General features: G+C 54.1%; 20 protein-coding genes. 11 read left to right on the forward strand and 9 right to left on the reverse strand.

Going from position 1 to position 23,248, the window contains the following annotated elements:
* Nucleotides 1-11 precede the first annotated feature (11 nt).
* From IAE27_RS20235 to IAE27_RS20245, 3 genes are all read left to right on the forward strand, one after another.
* Complete coding sequence (locus IAE27_RS20235; protein WP_004105304.1) at nucleotides 12-1,139, forward strand: ABC transporter ATP-binding protein; 1,128 nt, start codon at nucleotides 12-14, stop codon at nucleotides 1,137-1,139.
* A 16-nt stretch (nucleotides 1,140-1,155) separates the two neighbouring features.
* On the forward strand, nucleotides 1,156-2,442 hold the full coding sequence (locus tag IAE27_RS20240; protein WP_004105307.1) for an ABC transporter substrate-binding protein: 1,287 nt from the start codon (nucleotides 1,156-1,158) through the stop codon (nucleotides 2,440-2,442).
* Between the two features lie 68 nt (nucleotides 2,443-2,510).
* Nucleotides 2,511-3,641 (forward strand): oligogalacturonate lyase family protein, encoded by a 1,131-nt coding sequence (locus IAE27_RS20245; RefSeq protein WP_032692184.1) that lies wholly within the window; start codon nucleotides 2,511-2,513, stop codon nucleotides 3,639-3,641.
* 343 nt (nucleotides 3,642-3,984) lie between these two features.
* Here IAE27_RS20245 and IAE27_RS20250 read toward each other — a convergent pair whose 3' ends face one another.
* The 3 genes from IAE27_RS20250 to IAE27_RS20260 all read right to left on the reverse strand — a co-directional run bounded on the left by IAE27_RS20250 (nucleotide 3,985) and on the right by IAE27_RS20260 (nucleotide 8,138).
* Entirely contained in the window at nucleotides 3,985-5,331 is a 1,347-nt protein-coding gene (locus tag IAE27_RS20250) for a carbohydrate porin (RefSeq protein ID WP_070557733.1), read from the reverse strand.
* A 113-nt stretch (nucleotides 5,332-5,444) separates the two neighbouring features.
* Entirely contained in the window at nucleotides 5,445-6,878 is a 1,434-nt protein-coding gene (locus tag IAE27_RS20255) for a glycoside hydrolase family 32 protein (RefSeq protein ID WP_017145468.1), read from the reverse strand.
* A gap of 18 nt (nucleotides 6,879-6,896) precedes the next feature.
* Nucleotides 6,897-8,138 carry an MFS transporter gene (locus tag IAE27_RS20260; RefSeq protein WP_004105313.1) on the reverse strand — a complete coding sequence of 414 codons (1,242 nt, stop codon included), beginning with the start codon at nucleotides 8,136-8,138 and terminating at the stop codon, nucleotides 6,897-6,899.
* 241 nt (nucleotides 8,139-8,379) lie between these two features.
* On the opposite strand from IAE27_RS20260, the gene IAE27_RS20265 reads away from it, so the two are divergent.
* The gene (locus IAE27_RS20265) at nucleotides 8,380-9,375 is read left to right on the forward strand and encodes a LacI family DNA-binding transcriptional regulator (protein WP_004105314.1); all 996 of its coding nucleotides are present in this window, start codon (nucleotides 8,380-8,382) and stop codon (nucleotides 9,373-9,375) included.
* Here IAE27_RS20265 and IAE27_RS20270 read toward each other — a convergent pair whose 3' ends face one another.
* A complete protein-coding gene (locus IAE27_RS20270; RefSeq protein WP_004105316.1) occupies nucleotides 9,376-10,794 on the reverse strand; it encodes a sugar porter family MFS transporter in 1,419 nt (472 codons plus the stop codon).
* A 311-nt stretch (nucleotides 10,795-11,105) separates the two neighbouring features.
* Nucleotides 11,106-11,867 (reverse strand): 2-dehydro-3-deoxy-D-gluconate 5-dehydrogenase KduD, encoded by a 762-nt coding sequence (gene kduD / locus IAE27_RS20275; RefSeq protein ID WP_004105319.1) that lies wholly within the window; start codon nucleotides 11,865-11,867, stop codon nucleotides 11,106-11,108.
* A gap of 542 nt (nucleotides 11,868-12,409) precedes the next feature.
* On the opposite strand from kduD, the gene IAE27_RS20280 reads away from it, so the two are divergent.
* Nucleotides 12,410-13,585, forward strand: a complete 1,176-nt coding sequence (locus tag IAE27_RS20280; RefSeq protein WP_004105320.1) for an oligogalacturonate lyase family protein — start codon at nucleotides 12,410-12,412, stop codon at nucleotides 13,583-13,585.
* Between the two features lie 231 nt (nucleotides 13,586-13,816).
* Here the strand turns inward: IAE27_RS20280 and IAE27_RS20285 are convergent, their stop codons facing one another.
* The 3 genes from IAE27_RS20285 to IAE27_RS20295 all read right to left on the reverse strand — a co-directional run bounded on the left by IAE27_RS20285 (nucleotide 13,817) and on the right by IAE27_RS20295 (nucleotide 17,093).
* Nucleotides 13,817-14,512: a porin gene (locus IAE27_RS20285; RefSeq protein ID WP_004105324.1), complete on the reverse strand. Its 696-nt coding sequence runs from the start codon at nucleotides 14,510-14,512 to the stop codon at nucleotides 13,817-13,819.
* 242 nt (nucleotides 14,513-14,754) lie between these two features.
* Nucleotides 14,755-15,930, reverse strand: a complete 1,176-nt coding sequence (locus tag IAE27_RS20290) for an acetyl-CoA C-acetyltransferase (RefSeq protein ID WP_016808901.1) — start codon at nucleotides 15,928-15,930, stop codon at nucleotides 14,755-14,757.
* A 290-nt stretch (nucleotides 15,931-16,220) separates the two neighbouring features.
* Nucleotides 16,221-17,093, reverse strand: coding sequence for a LysR family transcriptional regulator (locus IAE27_RS20295; protein ID WP_004105330.1), 873 nt, complete (start codon nucleotides 17,091-17,093; stop codon nucleotides 16,221-16,223).
* A 96-nt stretch (nucleotides 17,094-17,189) separates the two neighbouring features.
* Between IAE27_RS20295 and IAE27_RS20300 the strand changes: the two genes are divergently transcribed.
* The 6 genes from IAE27_RS20300 to IAE27_RS20325 all read left to right on the forward strand — a co-directional run bounded on the left by IAE27_RS20300 (nucleotide 17,190) and on the right by IAE27_RS20325 (nucleotide 22,539).
* The gene (locus IAE27_RS20300) at nucleotides 17,190-17,651 is read left to right on the forward strand and encodes a multidrug/biocide efflux PACE transporter (RefSeq protein ID WP_032729031.1); all 462 of its coding nucleotides are present in this window, start codon (nucleotides 17,190-17,192) and stop codon (nucleotides 17,649-17,651) included.
* A 135-nt stretch (nucleotides 17,652-17,786) separates the two neighbouring features.
* Nucleotides 17,787-19,016 carry an amino acid permease gene (locus tag IAE27_RS20305; protein ID WP_004105334.1) on the forward strand — a complete coding sequence of 410 codons (1,230 nt, stop codon included), beginning with the start codon at nucleotides 17,787-17,789 and terminating at the stop codon, nucleotides 19,014-19,016.
* A 115-nt stretch (nucleotides 19,017-19,131) separates the two neighbouring features.
* Complete coding sequence (locus tag IAE27_RS20310) at nucleotides 19,132-20,004, forward strand: aldo/keto reductase family oxidoreductase (RefSeq protein ID WP_016808169.1); 873 nt, start codon at nucleotides 19,132-19,134, stop codon at nucleotides 20,002-20,004.
* Nucleotides 20,005-20,391: 387 nt separating this feature from the next.
* Nucleotides 20,392-21,093 carry a flagellar brake protein gene (locus tag IAE27_RS20315; RefSeq protein ID WP_200092820.1) on the forward strand — a complete coding sequence of 234 codons (702 nt, stop codon included), beginning with the start codon at nucleotides 20,392-20,394 and terminating at the stop codon, nucleotides 21,091-21,093.
* A 4-nt stretch (nucleotides 21,094-21,097) separates the two neighbouring features.
* Nucleotides 21,098-21,682: a helix-turn-helix domain-containing protein gene (locus tag IAE27_RS20320; RefSeq protein WP_016808168.1), complete on the forward strand. Its 585-nt coding sequence runs from the start codon at nucleotides 21,098-21,100 to the stop codon at nucleotides 21,680-21,682.
* Nucleotides 21,683-21,822: 140 nt separating this feature from the next.
* Nucleotides 21,823-22,539: an EAL domain-containing protein gene (locus IAE27_RS20325; protein WP_064370284.1), complete on the forward strand. Its 717-nt coding sequence runs from the start codon at nucleotides 21,823-21,825 to the stop codon at nucleotides 22,537-22,539.
* A 57-nt stretch (nucleotides 22,540-22,596) separates the two neighbouring features.
* Here IAE27_RS20325 and IAE27_RS20330 read toward each other — a convergent pair whose 3' ends face one another.
* Nucleotides 22,597-23,247 (reverse strand): fimbrial protein, encoded by a 651-nt coding sequence (locus tag IAE27_RS20330; RefSeq protein WP_004115158.1) that lies wholly within the window; start codon nucleotides 23,245-23,247, stop codon nucleotides 22,597-22,599.
* Between the last annotated feature and the right edge of the window lies 1 nt (nucleotide 23,248).

Raw genomic sequence — 23,248 nt, forward strand, 5'->3', positions numbered from 1 at the left:
AGGGAAATATCATGGCTGAAGTTATTTTCAACAAACTGGAAAAGGTCTACTCCAACGGCTTCAAGGCGGTACATGGTATCGATCTGAAAATCGCGGACGGCGAGTTTATGGTTATCGTTGGGCCGTCCGGCTGCGCCAAATCGACTACCCTGCGCATGCTGGCTGGTCTGGAAACTATCAGCGGCGGCGAAGTGCGGATCGGCGAAAAAATCGTAAATAATCTCGCGCCAAAAGCGCGCGGCATTGCGATGGTGTTCCAGAACTACGCGCTCTATCCGCATATGACGGTGCGCGAGAACCTCGCCTTCGGTCTGAAGCTGAGCAAGCTGCCAAAAGACCAGATTGAGGCCCAGGTAAACGAAGCGGCGAAAATCCTTGAGCTGGAAGAACTGCTGGACCGCCTGCCGCGTCAGCTCTCCGGCGGACAGGCACAGCGCGTAGCGGTTGGCCGCGCGATTGTGAAGAAACCGGATGTATTCCTGTTCGATGAACCGCTCTCTAACCTTGACGCCAAGCTGCGCGCCTCGATGCGTATTCGTATTTCCGACCTGCATAAGCAGCTGAAAAAATCCGGTAAACCGGCGACCACCGTCTACGTCACCCACGATCAGACCGAGGCGATGACCATGGGCGACCGCATCTGCGTGATGAAACTGGGCCATATCATGCAGGTGGATACCCCGGACAACCTCTATCACAAGCCGAAAAACATGTTTGTGGCCGGGTTTATCGGCGCGCCGGAGATGAATATTCGTCCCAGCCAGCTGGTTGAGCAAGCGGGTCGCCTGCATCTGACCGTTGGCGACGGGCTGCTGCCGCTAAACGACCGACTGCAGAGCAAGGTCGACACCCATAAGAACCAGCAGGTGTTCTTTGGCGTGCGTCCGGAATTTGTCTCTATCTCCGATGAACCGTTTGCTGAAGGCTCCTGCCCCGGCGAGATGGTGCGCGTGGAAAACATGGGCCATGAATTCTTCGTCTACCTGAAGGTGGCCGATTATGAACTGACCGCCCGCGTGCCTTCAGATGAAGCGAAGCCAATGATTGAGAAAGGACTTCATCGCACGGTGCATTTCAAATTCGATCTCAACAAGTGTCATATCTTTGACGCCAAAACTGAACAGAACATCTCTCTGTGAACCCTGGAGTATTAAAATGAAAAAAGTGCTTTTAAGCGCCGCAATCTCCGCCACTTTGGGCCTTACCGCGTTGCCTTCTATGGCAAAGGATGTCGACCTGCGTATGTCATGGTGGGGCGGCAACGGCCGTCACCAGGTGACCCTCAAGGCGCTGGAAGAGTTTCATAAACAAAACCCGGATATCAACGTTAAAGCGGAATATACCGGTTGGGACGGCCATCTTTCGCGCCTGACCACGCAAATCGCCGGCGGTACCGAGCCGGACGTGATGCAAACTAACTGGAACTGGCTGCCAATCTTTTCGAAAAACGGCGAAGGCTTCTACGATCTCAACAAGATGAAGGACGTGATCGACCTGAGCCAGTTTGATGCCAAAGAGCTGCAAACCACCACGGTAGACGGCAAGCTTAACGGTATACCTATTTCCGTGACCGCGCGCGTCTTCTATTTTAACGATGAAACCTGGAAAAAAGCGGGCGTCGAGTACCCGAAAACCTGGGACGAGCTGATGGCGGCGGGTAAAACCTTTGAGAGCAAGCTGGGCAAACAGTATTACCCGGTCGTGCTGGAGCACCAGGATACTCTGGCGCTGCTCAATTCATATATGATTCAGAAGTACAACCAGCCGGCTATCGATGAAAAAACCAAGAAATTCTCCTACAGCAAAGAGCAGTGGGTCGAATTCTTCCAGATGTATAAAAAGCTTATCGACAGCCACGTGATGCCGGACACCAAGTACTATGCCTCGTTCGGTAAGAGCAACATGTATGAAATGAAGCCGTGGATTCAGGGTGAGTGGGCGGGGACCTATATGTGGAACTCCACTATTAACAAATACTCCGACAACCTGAAGCCGCCGGCGAAGCTGGAGCTGGGAAGCTATCCGATGCTGCCGGGCGCTACCGACGCAGGTCTGTTCTTTAAACCTGCGCAGATGCTCTCCATTGGTAAATCCACCAAAAATCCGGAAGCGGCGGCGAAGGTGATCAACTTCCTGCTGAACAGCAAAGAAGGGGTTGAGACGCTGGGTCTTGAACGCGGCGTGCCGCTGAGCAAAGTGGCGGTGCAATACCTGACCGAAAACGGCGCGATCAAAGAGGACGATCCGGCGGTATCGGGCCTGCGCCTGGCGCAGTCCCTGCCGGCCAAACTCTCGGTGTCGCCGTACTTTGATGACCCGCAGATCGTCGCCCAGTTCGGCACCTCTCTGCAGTACATCGACTACGGGCAGAAAACCGTGGAAGAGACGGCAATTGACTTCCAGCGTCAGTCTGACCGCATCCTGCGCCGCGCGATGCGCTAATTGCCTGTTATCGGAACCTACCCCGCAGCTCCGGCTGCGGGGTATTTTTTTAGCAAGGAGTGAAGTGAATCATGAAAGGCAAAATCATCCCGCTGAGCTTTCTGCACACGCAGGACAGCGAAACCGGTCACCAGGTGATCCGGATGACGCCACCGCATGTTATCTGCCATCGCAACTATTTCTATCAAAAATGCTTTACCCGGGATGGCGGCAAGCTAATTTTCGGCGGCGCGTTTGAAGGCCACTGGAACTACTATTTACTCGATATCGCCGGCCAGCAGGCGACCCAGCTCACCGACGGGCCGGGCGATAACACCTTCGGCGGTTTCCTTTCCGCCGACGACAGGTCTCTGTGGTATGTGAAAAACAACCAGCAGCTGCGCCGCGTGGATCTGGCCTCGCTGGAGGAACAGGTCGTATATCAGGTGGATGACCAATGGGTAGCCTACGGGACCTGGGTCGCCAACAGCGATTGCAGTCAGATGGTCGGAATCGAAATCAAAAAAAGCGACTGGCAGCCGTTGACCGACTGGGGCAAGTTCCGCGCATTCTACTTCACCGAGCCGGAGTGCCGGTTGATTAATATCGATCTGCGCAGCGGCGAACAGCGCGTGGTATTGCAGGAAAAACGCTGGCTCGGCCACCCGATTTACCGCCCGTTTGACGACAGCACCATCGCCTTCTGCCATGAAGGTCCGCGCGATGCTATCGATGCCAGAATGTGGCTTATCAACGCTGACGGCAGCAACATGCGCAAGGTTCGCCAGCACCAGCCGGGTGAGAGCTTTACGCACGAATTCTGGGTACCGGATGGCTCCGCGCTTTACTATGTCGCGCATCAGGAAAACGATCCGCATCGCTATCTGTATCGCGCCGACCCGGCAACGCTGGAAAATCGCCAGTTGATGGCGATTCCTCCGTGTTCGCATCTGATGAGCAATCACGATGGCAGCCTGGTGGTCGGCGACGGCGCGCCGCACAGCACCGGCGATATCCAGCTTAACGATCCGTTTATTTGGGTGTTTGATATTGCCGCCGATAGGCAGACCGCCGTGTGCCGCCACGACTCTACGTGGAAAGTGATTGAGGGCGAGCGCCAGGCGACGCATCCGCATCCGTCGTTTTCACCGGATAACCGCTGGGTGCTGTTTACCTCTGATAAAGAGGGTATGCCCGCGCTGTATCTGGCGGAGGTGTAGTGATTCGGCAACGTCCCGGCTCGCGCGGTGCTTAGCCGGGCTACCGCCGTCAGCAATCCCGCTGCCCGGACAGATGCGTAAGCGTCGATTCCGGGAAATTATGCCACTCTGCGCGCTGCTCCCGGGGGCGGCGCAAAGCGCCTGCCCGGGCTACAGGTCAACAGCCCTCTGCGATCCCGTAGCCCGGACAGATGCGCAGCATCGCCTCCGGGAAACCTTATCCATTGCAGGCTCCGATTCTCTCCCCGGGGGCGGCGCAAAGCGCCTGCCCGGGCTACAGGTTAACAGCCCTCTGCGATCCCGTAGCCCGGGTAAGGCGTTTACGCCGCGACCCGGGAAGATGTCAGAAGAAATATTTAAATCGCACCCGCGCGCCGTAGCGTTCATCGGTATTACCGCTTTTCGCCGCCGATGAATCGAGCCATGACGCATAGGCCCCGAGATAAATATTAAAGTTCGGCATATCCATAATATTCGGCAGCTGCCAGGAGGTATGAATAGTGTGGATGTCGTAGCGCCCCGGCGTCAGAATCGCGCAGTCGCCATCGCACTCCGCGCTCACGCCGGAAAGATTAAACTGGTCGATTTTGTTATGCGCATAGATATAGCCCAGCTCCACGCGATGCCATAAAGCGTTGATACCGGCGCTGAAATCCTTTTCATCCGCCGCGTCCAGATACGCGGTGCTCAGGTTCACCACCGCTCCGTCCTCGGCATCAGTCTTCAGCGTATTCCAGCTCATGGTCATACCGTAGCCGGTGCGGCTGGACTGATCGACCCAGCGCCCGTTCTGATTCTGATAGCCGTAAGCATTGTTAACGAGGTTACTCTCCATTGCTGCCGCCACCGACCAGGGGCCAGACTGCCAGGACGCCACCGGACGCACGTACACCACGTTTTTACGATTATCGAGCGCGTTGCCGTGATAGTTCTGATCGACAAACAGCGAGCTGCCGTCCTCCACCAGCGTATTCACCTCAAAATACCAGTTATCGATATTTTTACTCAGCAGGAAATTGCCGCCGCTGCTGCTGCGTCCGCGCCCCTCTTTCATCATATAAATATAGCCGTAGCCGTCGCTATACAGATCGTTGGCCGTGTTGCCGGAATATTCAATAAAGGTATCCTGATTAAGCGGGAACATATCGTAGGCTTCAAAACGACCGATTTTAATTTTCCAGTCATCCTGCTGACCGAAGAAAAATGCGGCATCATCAAGATTCATTTTGCCATTCATATCCGCCAGCGGCTGTACGCTGAATCCGGCATATTTACCGTTAGCCCCTTTGCGTAATCCATCAAAGCCCAAAAGAATGCGGCCGTTAATATCCCAGCGTTCCTTATCTCCCGGCGCCCAGTTTTTATTGGCACTGGTTTTCACCGACGTCAGGCTACCGGTACGACTGGCTCCGTCCATATTAAACTCAACGTCGCCATAGAATTTTAATTCACCATAATCATTAAGCTGTAAAGCAGGTTTAGCCGGTGCGGCGCTGGCCACCGTGGCCGCTGGCGCTTCCTGACCTTTCAGCGCGCGGATTTCTGCCTCCGCGCTGGCCGCCCGCTGCTCGGTCGCCTTTAGCCGTTGTTCCATTTGCGCCAGCCGTTCCTCAAGAGATAACGGCGCCTGTGCATTAGCCAGAGGGGTAAATAAAGACGTCAGAACACACCCGACCCAGATTTTATTCATCGGAAAACCCTTTATTATTTAGTTAAATGATATTTTTTATTTTATGGGTAAAGCACGATAATAATAACCCGTCCATCCTCGCAGACGGGTTATTAACGATCATTCAATAATTATTATTCCAGCTGCCACGCTCCTGCTTCAGTTAAATACGCCGAACCGCTCCAGGCAAATAGCGATAATTCACGGCGAGTGGCATCCGGATATATACGACTACTCAGACAGGCCTCGCCATCATTAACAAACACTTCGACGGAAGAGCTATCGAAAAATACCCTCAGCTTCAGATCGGCCCCCTCGGTCAATGGGACGCTGCGAGTGCCGCACAGGCCATACTGCGGATAATGCCGCTCCAGCACAAGGCGCTGCATCTGCGCATCCACGTAAACGCGCAGACCATCGCCTAAGCTCAGGCCATACTGCTCTGCGTTGCTGCTGGCGCAGTCCCAGTGGAGGATCGCTTCCATCGCCTCGCAGTTTTCCACCATCGTGGTCTGCTGGTTCTTCAGCGTCGTCACCGGCCACGGGAAGCTGGCGCCGCGCATGCTCTCGACCTCTTTCGCCGGACGCATTTGTAGCCGATTATCCGCGCTCAGGCTCAGTTCACGCGGCAGCGAAAGCATGCCCGCCCATCCATCCTGCTGCTCCGGCAACGGCGATTCCCACATATCCAGCCAGCCGATGACAATGCGGCGGCCGTCGGGAGTGAGGAAGCTTTGCGGGGCATAAAAATCATGCCCGTGATCCATTTCCACAAACGCCCCCTCGCGCACAAACGCCTGTCCCGGCTGCCATTCACCGAGCAGATAACCGCTCTGGAACAGGTTGCGGTTTTGATAGCCTTTAGCCGCCAGCCCCTGCGGAGAGAACATCAGAATATGCTTGCCGTTGAGGGCGAAGAAGTCCGGGCATTCCCACATGTAGCCCATCTCTTTTTCCGCCTCGTCGAGGACGCCGGCATCCTGCCACTGGCGCAGGTCGGCTGAACGATACAGCCGCACCTGGCCGGTATCGCCATCGCGAGCGCCGACGATCATGTACCAGCTCTCCCCTTCTCGCCACACTTTCGGGTCGCGGAAATGGTGCATACCCGGCGGGGTGTCGACCACAATCCCCTGACGTTCGAAGTGAATGCCGTCGCGACTGGTTGCCAGACACTGCACCTGATAAAGATTGGCTTCGTCGCTCGGATCGCCGTGGAATTTGTGCCCGGTATAAATTAGCGCCAGCGTATCGCCATCCACCACCGCCGAGCCGGAGAAGCAGCCGTCTTTATCCTCCGGGCCTTCCGGGGCCAGCGCCACCGGCAGATGCTCCCAGTGCACCAGATCCTTGCTGCGCGCGTGGCCCCAGTGCATCGGCCCCCATTTGGTAGAGTACGGATGGTGCTGGTAAAACGCGTGATACCAGCCGTCAAACCAGACCAGGCCATTAGGATCGTTGATCCAGCCCGCGCGGGCGGCCAGGTGGTAGCGCGGATACCAGCGCAGGTTCAGCTTTTCATGTTTAGCCTGCAGTTCTTGCTCAGCCCGGGAAATGGAATAGGTCATATTCATTACTCTTTTGATTCAGATAGCGGAAGTTTGCGGCATCAGCGGGTCCGCAGAGGACTTGCTTGAACGCAACAAGAAGATGGAGATAAAGGTGGTGCAGAACACCAGCAGTCCCATAATCAGATAGGACTGGGCGAAGCCGTATTTCTCATAGCTATAGCCCGCCAGCGGCGACAGGACGGTGGCGATAACCGAGCTGGTGCAGGCAAAGCCGACCAGGTAGAGCGTGGATGAAAGACGCTTATCGAAGTTTAAACTGTTGTATTTAAAGATGGAGACCAGCAGCACCGGCAGTTCGACCGCGTGCAGCAGTTTCGTGATGGAGATTAGCAGCGGCCCTTCCACCAGTCCGGAAGCCACCATCCGCATGGCCATCACCATCCCGGCGAAGATCAGGCCGTTTTTCGCACCAATACGGTTAACCAGCCACGGCGCGCAGAACATACCGGCGGCCTCCAGGAACACCTGGAACGAGTTCAGATAGCCGTACATCTCATTACCTTCCTGCAGCGTCGGAAACTGGGAGGAGAAGTAGACCGGGAACTGCTGGTCATATACGCCGTAAATACAGGTGCCAATCACGAAGAAGACCAGCGCCCAAAAGCGCGGCAGGGTCAGCAGACGCAGAGCATCTTCCAGCGTCACTTTACCGCCCGATACCGCTTCCTGCATGGCGTGCGGCGCAGAAGAGACCCGCAGGCGCGCCAGGAGAATGAAGAATACCAGGCCAGAGCAGCTGGCGACGGCGAAGTTTAAATGCGGGTTAATGTTGAACAGTAATCCGGCGAAGAACGTCGCCACCGCCCAGCCCAGCGACCCCCACATCCGTGCTTTACCAAATTCAAACTGGCTCTGGCGCGCGACGCGCTCGGTGTAGGACTCCAGCACGCCGATGCCGCCGTTGAAGGTCAATCCAATATAAATCCCGCCGAAAATACTGCCGAGTAACACGTTAATTTTCAGCAGATAGCCAAACACCATATAGGCCGGCCCGGAGAGGATCAGCAGTACGGTAATGTACCAGAGCAGATTTTTCCGCAAGCCGAGCTTGTCCTGAATAAAGCCGTAACACACCTGCGCAAAAAGCGCGGAGACCGAAAGCACCGAAAAGATAATCCCGGTATCCCCCGGCTTAAGGCCCACTTCCTGGTGCAGCCAGATAGAGAGCAGCGAGCCTGAAGAGGACCAGGTCACGAAAAAGAAAAACAGTAACGCACTGAGTAACGGATAGCTGTGAGAGTGATGCGCTTTCATCATGACATTCTCATGTTGGAGTAATACTATTATGGTAACGTTAACAAAAAGCGAAACTCACTTCGTTTTGCTGAGATTCATGATGTTAATCACAAAAGTTAACGTTAACATAGTAGGAATGAGATCGCGATCAAATATTCATCGCCTGCGCCCGCGCCAGCGGTACGATAGAATATCGTATGATCCTTTTACATCAGTAACTTAGTAATACCCGCCGCCGACGGCAAGGGTGGAGCACTTAAATATGGCATCTCTGAAAGATGTGGCAAAGCTGGCGAATGTATCGCTGATGACGGTCTCCCGGGCGCTCAATAGCCCGGAAAGGCTCAAGCCGGAGACCCTGGCGCGCGTCCAGGCGGCAATCGAACAGACCAACTATGTCCCCGACCTGTCGGCAAAAAAAATCCGCGGCGCTCATGCGACGCCAAACACTATCGGAGTGCTGGCGCTGGATACCGTCACCACGCCATTTTCAGTAGAGATTACGCTCTCCATCGAAGAAACCGCGCGGGCGCACGGCTGGAACAGCTTCGTGGTCAATATGTTCTCTGATGATAGCCCGGAAACCATTGTCGACCTGCTGCTCTCCCATCGCCCGGATGGCATTATTTACACCACGATGGGCCTGCGTCAGGTGCCGCTTCCGGCCAAGCTGTTAACCCTCCCCTGCGTACTGGCCAACTGCGAAAGCCTGCACGATCCGGTCGCCAGCTATATTCCGGACGACGAACAGGGCCAGTATACGGCGGTACAGGCGCTGCTGGCCGCTGGCTATCGCCGCCCGCTGTGCCTGCATCTTCCGGCCAATCATCTGGCCACCGTCCGCCGCCGCGAGGGACTGGAGCGCGCCTGCCGGGAAGCGGGTATTGACCCCGATACGCTCGACCACAGCTATATGGCCTACGGCGATGAGCACTATCGCGATATTCCCGCCATCGTGCTGGCGCACATCGTTCGACAAACGCCGCAGTTCGATTCAGTGATTTGCGGCAACGACCGCATCGCGTTTATGGTTTATCAAACGCTGCTGGCGCAGGGGCTGCGCATTCCGCAGGATGTGGCGGTTGTGGGTTACGATAATATGGTGGGAATTGGCGATCTGTTTTTACCGCCGCTCTCAACGGTGCAGCTACCGCACTATGATATCGGGCGCCTGAGCGCCCTGCATATTATAAACGGCGACAGCCATCGGGAGACAGTTCGGGTTGCCAGCCCCTGGCTGCCGCGCGACTCATTATAATTAATTGCCGATATTGCGCAGTTTCTCGCCGGACATCAGCTTACGTTCAATATGTTCCAGAGTGACGTTTTTGGTTTCCGGGATCAGCCAGAAAGTCACGCCAATGAAGGCGACGTTCAGCGCGGTATAGAGCCAGAAGGTTCCCGCCGCGCCAATAGCATCCAACAGCGTCAGGAAGGTCGCGCCGATGATCATATTCGACACCCAGTTGGTGGTAGTGGAGCAGGTAATACCGAAATCGCGGCACTTCAGCGGCTGAATTTCCGAACACAGGATCCACACCACCGGCGCGGCGCTCATCGCATAGCCAGCGATGCACATCATGGTCATCCCCACCGACAGCCAGGAGAGGCCGCTGGAAGCGGTGCCGTTATCAAACTGCATCAGACAGTAGCCCAGCACCAGCGTGCCGATGGCCATCACGCTAAAGCCAATTTTCAGCGCCGGTTTACGTCCGGCCTTGTCGACGGTAAAGACGGCGATAAAGGTGGCGAACATAAAGGTCAGGCCTACCACCAGGGTCGCGACCATCTGCTGTTCCGTGGTGGTGAAACCCGCCATTTTAAAGATGCGCGGCGCGTAGTACATGATGATATTCATACCGGTAAACTGCTGCATCGCCTGCAACAGCATGCCGAGAAATACCGCCCGACGCACGTTGCGGTTGACCTTAAACAGCGCCCAGCCGCCCTGCTTCAGCTTCAGGCTTTCACGGATCTCATTCAGTTCGTCGCGGGCTTTCTCTGACGTGTCGCGCAGCATTCGCAGCACCTCTTCCGCTTCCACGTGACGCCCTTTTTCCGCCAGCCAGCGTGGGCTGTTTGGCAGGAAGATCACCAGGATAATCAGCACCACCGCAGGCAGCGCCAGCACGCCAAGCATGGCGCGCCAGTTGCCGCTGTAGCTAAACGCGGTATCTGAGAGAAACGCCATCACAATCCCGAGAGTCACCATCAGCTGATACATACTGATCATCTTCCCGCGCACGTTTTCGCTCGCCATTTCCGACAGATACAGCGGCGCGGTATACGAGGCGATCCCCACGGCAACGCCGAGAACGATCCTCGCCACCAGCAGCATTTCAACGCTGGTCGCAAATGCAGAGCCCACGGAGCCGGCGACGAACAGCACCGCGCCAACCATCAGACTGTATTTACGCCCGAGGCGGAAAGAGAGCCAGCCGTTGAATAACGCGCCAATAGCGGCTCCCAGCATCATGCTGCTCACCACCCACTCCTGCAGGCGGCTGGATAAAACGAAATGATCGGTGATAAAGGGCAGCGCCCCGGCGATGACCCCGATATCGAGGCCAAACAGCAGACCCGCCACCGCGGCGGCAATTGAGACAAACTGATTCATACGTCGGGTATCGCGCTGCGAACGCGGCATGGTTGTAGAGTCGTGACTGATAGAGGTCATTTTTTTCCTGCCAGACGAAGTAAGACATACGATGAAACTACGGGATCGGCGGCTTAAAGTGTCAGGCTGGACAAGCCAAAGATATGGATTAAGTTGCTACAGGCAGTGGTTTTGTGATGGACATTCAACTTTGCAAAGAACAGAAAATAAGCATTTCAATCGCAGAAACCCCTGGCATAGATAGATGATCACCGGAAAAACAAATAACCCATATGGACTATTCTCATTTAACGATATGGACAATACTCATTAAGACATAAAAAAACCCTGCCGAAGCAGGGTTTCTCATTGCGCGGATATCGCGGCAAAAATTAGCGCGCCAGCCAGCCGCCGTCCACCGCCACGGTATAGCCGTTGACGTAGTCAGACGCGCTGGAAGCCAGGAATACCACCGGCCCCATCAGGTCGCTCGGCAGGCCCCAGCGTCCCGCCGGGATACGGTCGAGGATTTCGCTGCTGCGCTGTTCGTCAGCGCGCAGCTGCTGGGTATTGTTGGTCGCCATATAGCCGGGCGCCAGCGCGTTAACGTTGATGCCGTGCTTAGCCCACTCGTTCGCCAGCAGACGGGTCACGCCCATCACCGCGCTTTTGGACGCCGTGTAAGACGGTACGCGGATACCGCCCTGGAAAGAGAGCATGGAAGCGATATTGATAATCTTGCCGCCGGTGCCCTGGGCAATAAAGTGTTTCGCCGCTGCCTGAGACATAAAGAACACGCTCTTAATATTCAGGTTCATGACGTCGTCCCAGTTTTTCTCGCTGAATTCGATCGCGTCTTCGCGACGAATCAGACCGGCGTTGTTAACCAAAATGTCGATATGACCGAACTCAGCTACCGCGCGCTCCAGCAGCTGCGGGATGCCGTCAATCTGACGCAGGTCGGCGGTCAGGCTGAGAAAACGACGGCCCAGCGCCGTTACGCGCTCAATGGTTTCGGTCGGTTCAACAATATTGATACCGACGATGTCGCAGCCGGCTTCCGCCAGGCCGACCGCCATACCCTGGCCCAGACCGGTATCACAACCGCTCACAACGGCCACTTTGCCCTGCAGGGAGAATGCGTCAAGAATCATACTTGGTTCCTTAATCTTTCAGAGCCTGTGTAGGCACAGGCAAGGTTCTGATAGTTCAGCCTGCTGCTTACGCAGACCCTTATGGTTTGAAGAACTCTCAGGGATTTACCCTTCTAAAAATAAAACAGAGTTCCGTTTTACAGTGAGCACATCTTAGCCCCGGCTAAAGTCATTTTCAATTATTATTAAAACATCGTTTCAATTTTAAGACTGTTAAATGTTAAAAATGCAAAACAGATCACGAAGCGGTGATTGATAAACCGTGAAAACCCTATTTAACTCAATAAAATACAATTAGTTAGATAAACTTAAAAAAAAGACGAAGGATCGTAAAAAAACGGCAGGAAAACAAAGATCGTTCTGGCGAGAGCCAAAGCGGCGGAAAAAAAGTGCGATCCAGAGCAAATCGTTGTTGCGAATTGCGTCCGTCATCACAAATAATGAAACGACGTTTTGATAAATTAACACCCATCTTTTAAATCTACTTCCACTGGCCGGTCAACGCAGGCGGGCGATACCTCAGGAAGGAAAAGGAGTACATCATGGCTAAAGGCATGCGGGTTAAACTGAATTATGAAGTCAGCCGCGATCCGGACACCGGCGCGGAGATCACCCGTTTAACCCCACCGGAAGTGACATGTCATCGTAACTATTTCTATCAGAAGTGTTTTTTTAACGATGGCAGCCATTTGCTGTTTGCCGGCGAGTTCGACGGCAACTGGAACTACTATCTGCTTGATCTCGCCAAAGCCGAGGCGGTGCAGCTAACGGAAGGCGCCGGCGATAACACGTTTGGGGGCTTCCTTTCCCCGGATGATAAATCTCTTTATTACGTGAAGAACGACCGTACGCTGCTGGAGGTTAACCTCACCACCCTGCAAGAACGTGAAGTTTATCGCGTGGCCGATGACTGGGTGGGCTACGGCACCTGGGTGGCCAACAGCGATTGCACCAAACTGGTTGGCATTGAGATAGCCAAAAGCGACTGGACGCCGCTTAACGACTGGCAGATTTTCCACGATTTCTTCCACAAAGGCCCCCATTGCCGCCTGCTGCGCGTCGACCTGCAAACCGGCGAAAGCAGCGTGATCCACGAAGAGAAGAAATGGCTGGGCCATCCGATTTATCGTCCTTTCGATGACCATACCGTCGCCTTCTGCCATGAAGGGCCGCATGACCTGGTCGATGCGCGGATGTGGATGGTAAATGAAGACGGTAGCAACGTGCGTAAAGTTAAAGAGCATGCGGAAGGCGAAAGCTGCACCCATGAATTCTGGGTACCGAACGGCTCGGCGCTGGTGTACGTCTCATATCTGAAGGGGCAGCAGGGTCGCACGATCTATAGTTTCAACCCGGATACCGGCGTTAATGAAGCGGTAATGCAGATGCCGGCCTGTTCACATCTGATGAGTAACTTCGACGGCACGTTGCTGGTGGGCGATGGCTCCGGTACGCCGGTGGACGTCAAAGATACCAGCGGCTACACCATTGATAACGACCCGTATCTCTACGCTTTCGATGTCGCGAAGCAGGCTTATTTCCGCGTCGCGCGTCACGATACGTCCTGGGCAACCGTGGCTAATAGCCGCCAGGTTACCCACCCGCACCCGTCCTTTACGCCGGACGACAGCGCCATTTTGTTCAGTTCCGATAAAGACGGTAAACCCGCCGTATATATCGCGAAACTGCCGCCGCAGCCCGAAATGCTGAAGGCATAGCGTTAGCCACTGTTTGAGTTAGTGTTTCTGTAACTGGCCTTGCCCTCCTTTTGGAGGGCTTTTTTATGCCTGGGCGTTTTCCCCGGATCGCGCTGCGCTTATCCGGGCTACATGATGTGCATATGGGGTAGCCCGGACAGGTGCACAGCACCGCCTCCGGGAAGAGGAGTTAATACCAACAGAAAACCCCGGCTGACCGCTCCGGGGTAAACGATGAGGACATTTTTTAAGTTAGAATGAGTAGGCAACACCTACGCGGAAACGGGTCTGGCGATCGCTGCGATCGTTGACGCCGACGTTGCCGAGCTCGCCATACGGCGCCCAGTTTTTATCCAGCTTGTAGGCAACCTTGAGGTTGTACTCCTGAGAGTAAGGTTTATTGTCGTTGCGTTTAACCCCTTCGGTACTGCGCGCATAAACATAGTTCAGCTCGGCACGCCAGTCGCCGAACACGTAACCGGCCCACGCATCGCCACGGTTGACTTTATCATCCTCTTTCCCTGCATTCGCCGGGTAGCGGGTGTAGTCATAACGATAACGGGCAGCAACGTAGAAACCATTATCGAAGCTGTATTGCACGCGCAGATTCGGCTTGTAGATTGAGCGGCTATCGTTACTTTCAATATTGAACCCCGGCGTGACCGAGAAGTTCTTGTTAGCCTTCCACTGCCAGCTAATGCTCTCTTCATGACCATTACCGACGAAATCAGAATAAGGCTGGCTGGTGTTATCGCCGCCCGACTTCCACTTCGCCTCAACGGAGAAGCCAAAGCCGTTAGCGAAACGATGGGAGACGGAGACGCGGTCAGCGTTGGTCTTATCCGTTTTGCCTCCATCAATGAATTCGTGACGTAAATCTACCGTGACTGCCGAAGCTGCGAAAGACATGCCACAGAGTGCAGCAAGGGCCAGAGATCTTGCGAACATAAATTACCCCTCATAATTAAAATATCGTTTCGTTTTTATAAAACCGCATTTTATTTTTTAGGCAATAATGTTTTAGTGATCGCGATCGTAATTATTTGTTTCAAAAAAGGTGGCACAAAAAGACGTGACAAAGCTCAACAAAATAGAGCGTTACAAAGGAATTTTCAGGAGGGAAATGCCTGCGGTAAAAACAAAAAAGCCTCCATCGGGAGGCTCAGTTTACTCACATCAGAAAGGGCTTATTAACGTTCAACCGCCAGGGCCACGCCCTGACCGCCGCCGATGCACAGCGTAGCCAGCCCTTTGCGGGCATCGCGTTTAATCATCTCGTGCACCAGTGAAACCAGAATACGGCAGCCGGAAGCGCCAATGGGGTGGCCCAGCGCAATCGCGCCGCCGTTCACGTTCACCCGCCGCTCGTCCCATTCCAGAACCCTGCCGACCGAAATAGCCTGAGCGGCAAAAGCCTCGTTGGCTTCGATAAGATCGACCTCATCCAGCTTCCAGCCCGCACGTTCCAGGCAGCGACGGGTGGCATGGACCGGCGCGATGCCCATCAACGCCGGATCGACGCCAACGCTGGCGAAGGCGCGGATGCGCGCCAGAATCGGCAGCCCCAGCTCCTCTGCTTTGGCTTCGCTCATCATCATTACCGCCGCCGCGCCATCGTTAATGCTTGAGGCATTCCCTGCGGTGACCGAGCCCTGCAGGTCAAAGGTCGGAAGCAGGCTGGCGAGCGCTTCAGCGCTGGGGTCAACGCGCGGTTGTTCATCGGTGTCCACCAGGCGGAGGGTACCGTTGAGTTCACTGGCTACCGGCACGATTTCATCGCGAAAACGACCGGAATCAATCGCCCGCCGCGCTTTATGCTGCGAGCTGAGCGCCCAGGCGTCCTGTAGTTCACGGCTAATATTGTACTCGCGCGCCAGATTCTCCGCCGTCACCCCCATATGATAATCATTGAACGCATCCCACAGGCCGTCGTGGACGAGGCTATCGATAAGCTGACTATTGCCCAACTGCGCGCCGGTACGGCTGTCGGTCAGCACGTGCGGAGCGCGGCTCATATTCTCCTGCCCGCCGGCGATAACCACGTCCGCTTCGCCGCACTGAATCGCCTGCGTGGCCAGGTGCAGCGCCTTGAGCCCGGAACCGCATACATCGTTAATGGTAATGGCAGAAACGGTATTGGGCAGCCCGCCGCGGATTGCCGACTGGCGCGCAGGATTCTGGCCGGTGCCCGCCGTCAGTACCTGGCCGAGGATCACTTCATCTATACTCTGGGGATCGACGCCGCTGCGCTCAACTAACGCCTTGACGACCACGCTGCCCAGCTCTACCGCGGAATGACGCGATAACGTGCCCTGAAAACAGCCGATGGGCGTTCGCAACGCGCCGACAATTACGACATCTTTCATCCTCTACCTCTGCTCCGCCTCTGCGCAAAGAAACAGCATCATAGTAGTGAATTGTTATCAAAAAATTTCGCAATTGTTTAAAAAAAGTGAGGGGAATCACAAAGATTGTGGGCGATTTTAGCGCTTGCGGCTGGCGACAACGCCATTGTTACGCATCGTGCAGGCATTGTTGGCAGGTGGCGCCTTACCTGCCTGACGAAAAGCAGCCCCGCGCAATCAATATCGGGCCAGCTAGCGGCACCGAAGCCCCGCAAGGTATCGGCCGCCGGGCGATGCGAAAATAATGGGCGCTATTCACGCCGATGCCCCTGCAGATGCTGACGCAGCCAGCTTCCCGCCTCTCCCGGAGGCGCCTTTTTATTCCACAGCAAATCGGTCGATATCACCCGCGGCCAACCGGCAATGTCCAGCGCCACCAGACTGCCGCTACCGGCAAACTCCTCCACCAGCGCGCTGGGCAAAATACACCATCCCAGCCCCTGAGCCGCCATGCTGAACAGCAGAAGATAGTTAGGCGCCGACCATACCAGCCCGCGTGCCGGTTCCGTCGTGTTTTCCAGATAGGTGCTCAGGCGCAGCTCGCGCCAGCTAAACAGCTCGTCACGGGTCACCCTGCCCTGGGCCGCCAGCGGATGCCGGGGAGCCACGTAAATAGCCATTTCGGTTTGCATCGGCAGCCGGATGCTGCCGATTTCTGTCGGGTAGTTATCTCTGGCCTCAATCAGCCCCACCTGCGCACGCTCCTTTTGTAGCAGGTCGATAACATCGTCATCTTCGCCAATCAGGCACTCAAATTCGGTATGCGGAAAATGGCGATCGAACTGCGCCAGCAGATCTTCCAGCACATCGGGATGCAGCGTATCGGAGAGCACAAAGGTCAGACGCGCTTCCGTCTTACCGGACAGCGAAATTGCCAGCTCATCAAGCCTGTCGCTGGCCGCCAGAATCGCTTTCACGTAGCTGAGCACCTGCTCGCCCTGCGGCGTCAGCGCGGGCTGTCTGGCGGTACGATCGAACAACGTCACACCTAGATCGGCTTCCAGGTTGGCGATCGCGGTGCTGATGGTGGACTGGCTTTTGCGCAGCCGCCGCGCCGCGGCAGAAAATGAACCGCAGGCGACGGCTTCGACGAAAGCGGTAAGGGCTTCGGGAGAATAGCGCATGAACTATCTACTTTATCGATGGATACTATCTTTTGTTTATCACATTTATCCATAAAATGCCGGATATTTCCTTATAATGTTTGGAGGCAACGAACCATGCAACAACGACATGTTCAGCGCAAAACGCTGACGGAACGGGTTATCCACGCTATCAGCTTTGAAGGCCTGGCGACGCTGATCCTCGCCCCTACCGCCGCGTGGCTTATGCAGCGCTCGGTCGTGGAAATGGGCGGACTGAGTATCCTGCTCGCCACGCTGGCGATGGTCTGGAACATTATCTATAACGCCCTATTCGACCGCCTGTGGCCGACCTCCCGGGTCGTGCGGAACCTGCGGGTTCGCGCGCTGCACGCTCTCGGCTTCGAGTCAGGCTTTATTATAATTGGCGTCACCATGGTCGCGCTGGTACTGGGCGTCTCGCTGATGCAGGCGTTTATGCTGGAAATTGGCTTTATGCTGTTTTTCCTTCCCTACACCATGGCGTTTAACTGGGTCTGGGATATGCTGCGCGAACGCGTCATAAAGGTTCGCCAGCAGCGAATCGCCGCCCGCCAGTAATTTTTGCAACGCGCCCGGCCGGTAACGGGCGCTCCACGGCTTCACTTCTTCGCCAGAAACTATCGCCCCAGCTCATCCATAAATGTGATAAATTGCACTCCTTTTTGTTCGTTTTCTGGTTGATAAAGTCGCATAATGTCTAAAATTTGGTCTAAAGAAGAAACTCTGTGGAGTTTCGCCTTATATGGCACTGCTGTAGGCGCTGGCACGTTATTCTTGCCGATCCAACTGGGATCCGCTGGCGCCATCGTTCTGTTCATCACCGCGCTGGTCGCCTGGCCTCTGACCTACTGGCCGCATAAAGCGCTGAGCCAGTTCATTCTTTCCGCTAACATCGCTCCGGGCGCGGGGATCACCGGCGCCGTTAATCACTATTACGGTAAAAAGATCGGCAGCCTGATCACCGGTCTCTATTTTCTCGCCTTTTTCGTGGTCGTGCTGATTTACGCCGTCGCCATCACCAACTCGCTTGCGGAACAGCTTGCCAGACACGTGCCCATCACTTCGCAAATACGCGCGCTTCTCAGTCTGGGCGTGGTGCTGGTGCTGAATCTGATCTTTTTAATGGGCCGCCACGTCACGATTAAAGTCATGGGCTTTTTGGTCTTTCCGCTGATCGCCTGTTTCCTGTTTCTCTCCATCTATTTAATGGGCAGCTGGCAGCCAGCCTACCTGACCAGCCAGATGCAGCTGTCTTCGCACACGTTCCACCAAATCTGGATCTCTATTCCCGTGATGGTTTTCGCTTTTAGCCATACGCCGATCATTTCGACTTTTGCTATCGATCAGCAGGAGAAATACGGCGAGCAGGCCATGGGTAAATGCAAAAAAATCATGAAGGTGGCCTACACCCTCATCTGCGCCAGCGTGCTGTTTTTCGTCTTCAGCTGCCTGCTGTCGATACCGGCCACCTATATTCAAACCGCGCGTGATGAAGGGGTCACGATTCTTTCCGCGCTATCGATGATGCCGGGTTCACCGGCGTGGCTGGCGGTCACCGGGATTATTGTGGCGGTGGTAGCGATGTCAAAATCGTTCCTCGGCACCTATTTTGGCGTGATTGAAGGCGCCAGCGAAATGGTCAAAACCGCTCTCGCCCAGGCGGGGATTCGTAAAAGCCGCGCCTTTAATCGGGCGATGTCGATCCTGCTGGTCTCGACGCTGACCTTCGCGGTGTGCTTTATCAATCCCAACGCCATCTCAATGATTTATGCGATCAGCGGCCCGCTTATTGCGATGATCCTGTTCATCATGCCCACCCTGTCCACGTATCTTATTCCGGCGCTGAAGCCTTACCGTTCAGTGGGTAACTTCATCACCCTGGTGGTCGGTTTGCTCTGCGTATCGGTGATGTTTTTTAGCTAGTCCCTGACGTGCGGCGAATTCTTTATTCGCCGCACGTTCTGCCAATATTCTCATCCCACCACTCTCCCTGACGGCATACACTTATCCTTTGCATACAATGAAAGCGAGGATGGCTATGTCCAGCGTAAAATTATCCGGTACCGCGACGTTAGGCGATCGTCAGGTTTATCGCCTGGGATACGGGGCGATGCAGCTTGCGGGACCCGGCGTCTTCGGTCCGCCAAAAGATCCGCAAACCGCTATCCGCGTCCTGCAGGAAGCGGTCGAGTCGGGAGTTAATCATATCGATACCTCCGATTTTTACGGCCCCCACATCACTAATCAGCTTATTCGCCAGGCGCTGCATCCCTACCCCGACGATCTGTGTATCGTGACCAAAGTCAGCGCCCGCCGGGACGATAAAGGCAACTGGCTACCCGCCATGTCGCCCGCGGAGCTCACTCAGGCGGTAGAGGATAATCTGCGCAATCTGGGTCTCGACGTGCTGGAGGTGGTGAATCTGCGCAGTATGCTCGGCACTCACGGCCCGGTTGAGGGGTCGCTGGAAGGGCCTTTAACCACCCTGCTGGAGCTGAAAGAACGCGGACTGATTCGCCATATCGGACTGAGTAACGTCACCGCCAGACAGGTAAGCGATGCGCAAAAAATGACGCCTGTCGCCTGCGTTCAGAACCAGTACAACGTAGCAAACCGTCAGGATGACCCGCTTATCGACGAGCTGGCGGCGCAGAATATCGCCTGGGTCCCTTTTTTCCCGCTGGGCGGCTTTACCCCGCTCCAGGCCCGGGAGCTGAACGAGGTTGCCGCTTCGCTGGATGCCACGCCGATGCAGGTAGCGCTGGCCTGGCTGCTCCAGCGCTCGCCAAATATTCTGCTTATTCCGGGCACCTCTTCGCTACAGCACCTGCACGAAAATCTTGCCGCCGCGGAATTAACCCTTCCGGCCGATGCGTTAGCCATTCTGGATAACCTCCAGCCTCACGCCTGATTCTCAGGCTTCTGCCAATGGATATTCGCAGAAGTCTGCTCCTCAATATTTGCCTGGAATTACCTTTACGCCACTGGCACTATACATCCTACAATTAGGTGTTATCTGCATTATTCCTTCACGGATAACCCCTATGCAAAGCATAGCTTTATCCTTTTCCGACTGGCCTCCTAAATGGAGGCTTCTGTCGTTTTTGTCTCGCCAAACTTTTTGAACTCTTGATTACAGGAAAAACAATATCGCATTCAAAGTTTATACAAATCAATTTAGCTGCAAAGATAGCTAACAACATCAAACGCTCATAAAAACATCTGGTTAACACAATCAGAATGTTTGTATTGCCATATAAAAAATCAACCACACAATAACAATTTACAAGGATTTCACATGACAGAGGGAACGATAAAGACGAGTAAGTATGAAATCATTGCTATTTTCAGGGAAGAGCTTCGAAAGCAGGCGGAGATAGAAGTTTTTGTTAATAACAAAAGCACGATAACCCAGCTGACGCGGGTGGATTTTGCCGAGTTTCATATCACCACCACCTGCAAAATCCCCGCCGGGCATAAAGTTAAATTTATTCTGCATAGCGATTCAGGGAAAATCGAATTTTGCTCTACGCTAAAGAAAATCTATGCCAGCAGCGAAGGGAAAGGCAATAAAGTCGCGTTTACCCTGCCTGAATGTATCCAGGTGGTCCAGCGCCGCCGCGATCCCCGATTCCGTCTGCGCCACGAGCATGAATTCTTCTGTCACGGCAGGCACAAAAATGGAGAAAATTATCTTTTCGAAATCAAAGACATTTCGGATGGCGGCTGCGCGCTGATGACCCAAAGCCCTAATCTGAAATTCATCAGCCATAACGCCATTCTCAAGAATGCGATCCTCGCCCTCGCCGAATATGGCGAAGTTACCGTAGATTTAGTCATAAAAAACGTTGTCATGGTGACTTTAGATGATAACGAGAAGCCGGACAGCTACTACCAGATTTCTTGTCAGTTTAAATTTCGTAACCTCGATAACAAGAAGAGAATTGAGAAAGTGCTGCTCGACTTGATTATGGAAGCCAAAAGAAAAAAGAGAGTCTGAACCCTTGGACAGTATATTACTCTACACTGATGACAATATCATTGGACAAGCCATTCACGATTATATGATCGATCGCGCCAGGCACATCACGACCCTGAACTTTCAGGATATTGTCAAAGGTATCTGCGCCCCACCGACCGCGACGGTCATTATCAATATTATTCACAAAGATATCTCTGCGGCCACCACGGTCGCATTACTCAACACTTTACGAAAGCGCCTGACGCACTGCGCGCTGCTGGTGCTGATTGTAAAAAGCGAGCTCTCCAGCCTGTTTCGGGAACTGATTGATATGGACAACCTTATGATTCTTACAGAAAAATCTTCTTTGTCAGACTATTCAGCTATCCTCAGCAAACCCTTGACCGCCGAAGGCTGCCAGGCGTTATGCACCCAACGCAGGCTGACCGCCAGGGAGCTTCAGGTACTGGAGTTAATCATCGCCTGCAACAACAGCAAACGAATCGCAGCGCTCCTTGATATTGACCACAAAACGGTACACAGCCACCGGGTACATATTATGAAAAAATTGGGAATGAATAGCTCACGAATAATGCATAAAAGCATAGTCAATATGTATCACTGCTGAGACTAAAAATATGTGGGTGACCAATCAAAAGCCGATCATTTATTGGCAATCAGCCTTTAATAATCATTCCCATTGGCAGAAAGGTCACCTATAATAATATTACCCTCTCCTGACCTCTGACCCCATTTTGACGAGAGATAATGAACGCAACTCTGTTTACCAGCCATAATCTATCACGTAGCGATATATCCGTGCGTTATGTCTTTCAAAAGATGTTTTCCCCAAAAGGCACGCTCGTCGCCGTTGAATGCCTGAGTCGTTTTGACCGCCTGGCGATATCTCCGGAAAACTTCTTCCGCTATGCCAATACTGGTTTACGTGAAAGCATTTTTATGGAACAACTGGCGCTTATCGAAAAACATAAACAGTGGTTTAATAAAAACGGCATCTCGGCAACCATCAATGTTGATGACCATATTCTTAGCGTATTGCTAAGGCCGGAGATTAAAACGCTGGTCGACCATATCGGCTGCGTTCATTTTGAAGTTACCGAGAACTCCAACAAATTATTGAATAATGCTCTCGCCGCCTGGAATGATCCGCAAAGCACCACGCTCTGGCTCGATGATTTCGGTTCAGGCAACGCGGGTATTAGCGCTATTTGCGGTTATCACTTTGATTATGTCAAAATCGATAAAGATTTTTTCTGGCATTTAATGCATAAAGAGTTTGGTCGGCCATTAATGGATGCGCTGGTCACGTTCCTTTCCCGTAACCACCATAACGTGATTATTGAGGGCGTAGAAAGCGAAGCGCATAAGAAATGGTTACAGGGTATGGAGTGGTTTGCTATTCAGGGCCATTACTGGCAGGAAGTCAGCATTGAACAACTGATCCAGGAAGAGATCGCGGTTTAAAAAAATGCCGGAAAATTCCGGCATCAATATTATCCCTCGGGCCATCCCACCGGCGACTCAATTATAAACCAGCTCCCAGGTCGCCCAGCTGGTCAACGGACCGCTGGTGGCTTTTTCCGGCGCTGGCGTCACGTAGCCAATGTAATAAGTAAATACGCCGCCATCTACCGCCTTTTCTACCAGCGGTACGCGGTTTTGTTGAGGATCGGCCGGAACAATTTTATTGCTTTTATCCAACGTATTATTGTCGTTGGTTGAGAGCGCGAGGAAGATATGGCTGGCCCCGTCCGCTCGCGTATTCGCCAGATAACCGGCATTTTCATTGCTGACCGCCTTGACCATATATCCATCAACCCAGCGTACGCTGACCAGGCGGATCTCATCTTTATCGGCCGCGCCGCCGTCGTACCGTAGCTGGCAGTTAGAGAGCTCCAGGGTAAAGGGCTGCGGTTTCATAAATGCGCCGGCGCCGCGATCGTGCACTTCCGCCAGGCTGACCGGTGCCAGCCAGACGCTGCCGCTCCCCGCGTTGTGACCGCCGTTGAGCGCCACGCTACAGGAAATATCGGTCACTCGTCCGGCAAAATCCACCCGCCCGCGATCGTAATTGGTTTCGAAACCCCACGCCGTTGAGGCCATCAGCGCCCCGCTTATCAGGGTCAGCTGAATGAGTCGTTTGCTAATTTTGAATCGTGCTGCATCACTCATA

Source organism: Klebsiella sp. S69, from assembly GCF_016516145.1.
Classification (GTDB): domain Bacteria; phylum Pseudomonadota; class Gammaproteobacteria; order Enterobacterales; family Enterobacteriaceae; genus Klebsiella; species Klebsiella oxytoca.